The organism is Bradyrhizobium jicamae (assembly GCF_001440395.1).
Lineage (GTDB): Bacteria > Pseudomonadota > Alphaproteobacteria > Rhizobiales > Xanthobacteraceae > Bradyrhizobium > Bradyrhizobium jicamae.
In genome coordinates this window covers 15,180-15,709 of sequence record NZ_LLXZ01000214.1, presented here as the reverse complement: position 1 = coordinate 15,709, position 530 = coordinate 15,180, and the positions used below count along the sequence as shown (strand labels likewise).

Annotated in this window: 1 pseudogene; it reads right to left on the bottom strand. The window is 56.6% G+C overall.

The window, feature by feature from the left end:
- Window positions 1-51 precede the first annotated feature (51 nt).
- A pseudogene (locus CQ12_RS47070) lies at window positions 52-530 on the bottom strand (PBSX family phage terminase large subunit); the annotation flags it as partial.

The following is a 530-nucleotide window of genomic DNA, read 5'->3' as shown; positions in this document are numbered from 1 at the left end:
ACTTCTCAGCGGCCAACACCGATTTCAGCTCAAGCAGATCCATCTTGGCCATCAGGCTACGCCCATATTCGGATAGCTCAGCGAGCGGTTGAAGTTCGCGCTTGAGCTAGGCGGCGTATAGCAAACTGCCATCAGACCGAACGCATCCGCAGCATGCGACGACCAATCATGATCAGGGCCGAGACCGACATTGCGAACTTCGTCCTTTTTCTCATGATAGAAGCCGAGCGCTTGGCGCCCTGATTCCGTTGTTGCCTCGTTGAACCACATCTGCGGTCCTAGTCTGCGCACAGCCTCGATCCTCATCGCCGCAGCGCCCTTGCCCTGGTTCTTGACAGAAGGCTCGACATTGAACCCGGCCTGTCGCCAGTGCTCCTCATACTTCAGCCCGAGAACGTTGTTCTCGTGCACGCCATCGTGCGGCAGGTAGTTGATTGCCTTCTCGTACCCGTTATCGCGCATCCATGCGACGTGATACGAAAGCGTCTGCCCGACCGACTCGTAATAGTCCAAGATCCGGATTTCCTGGT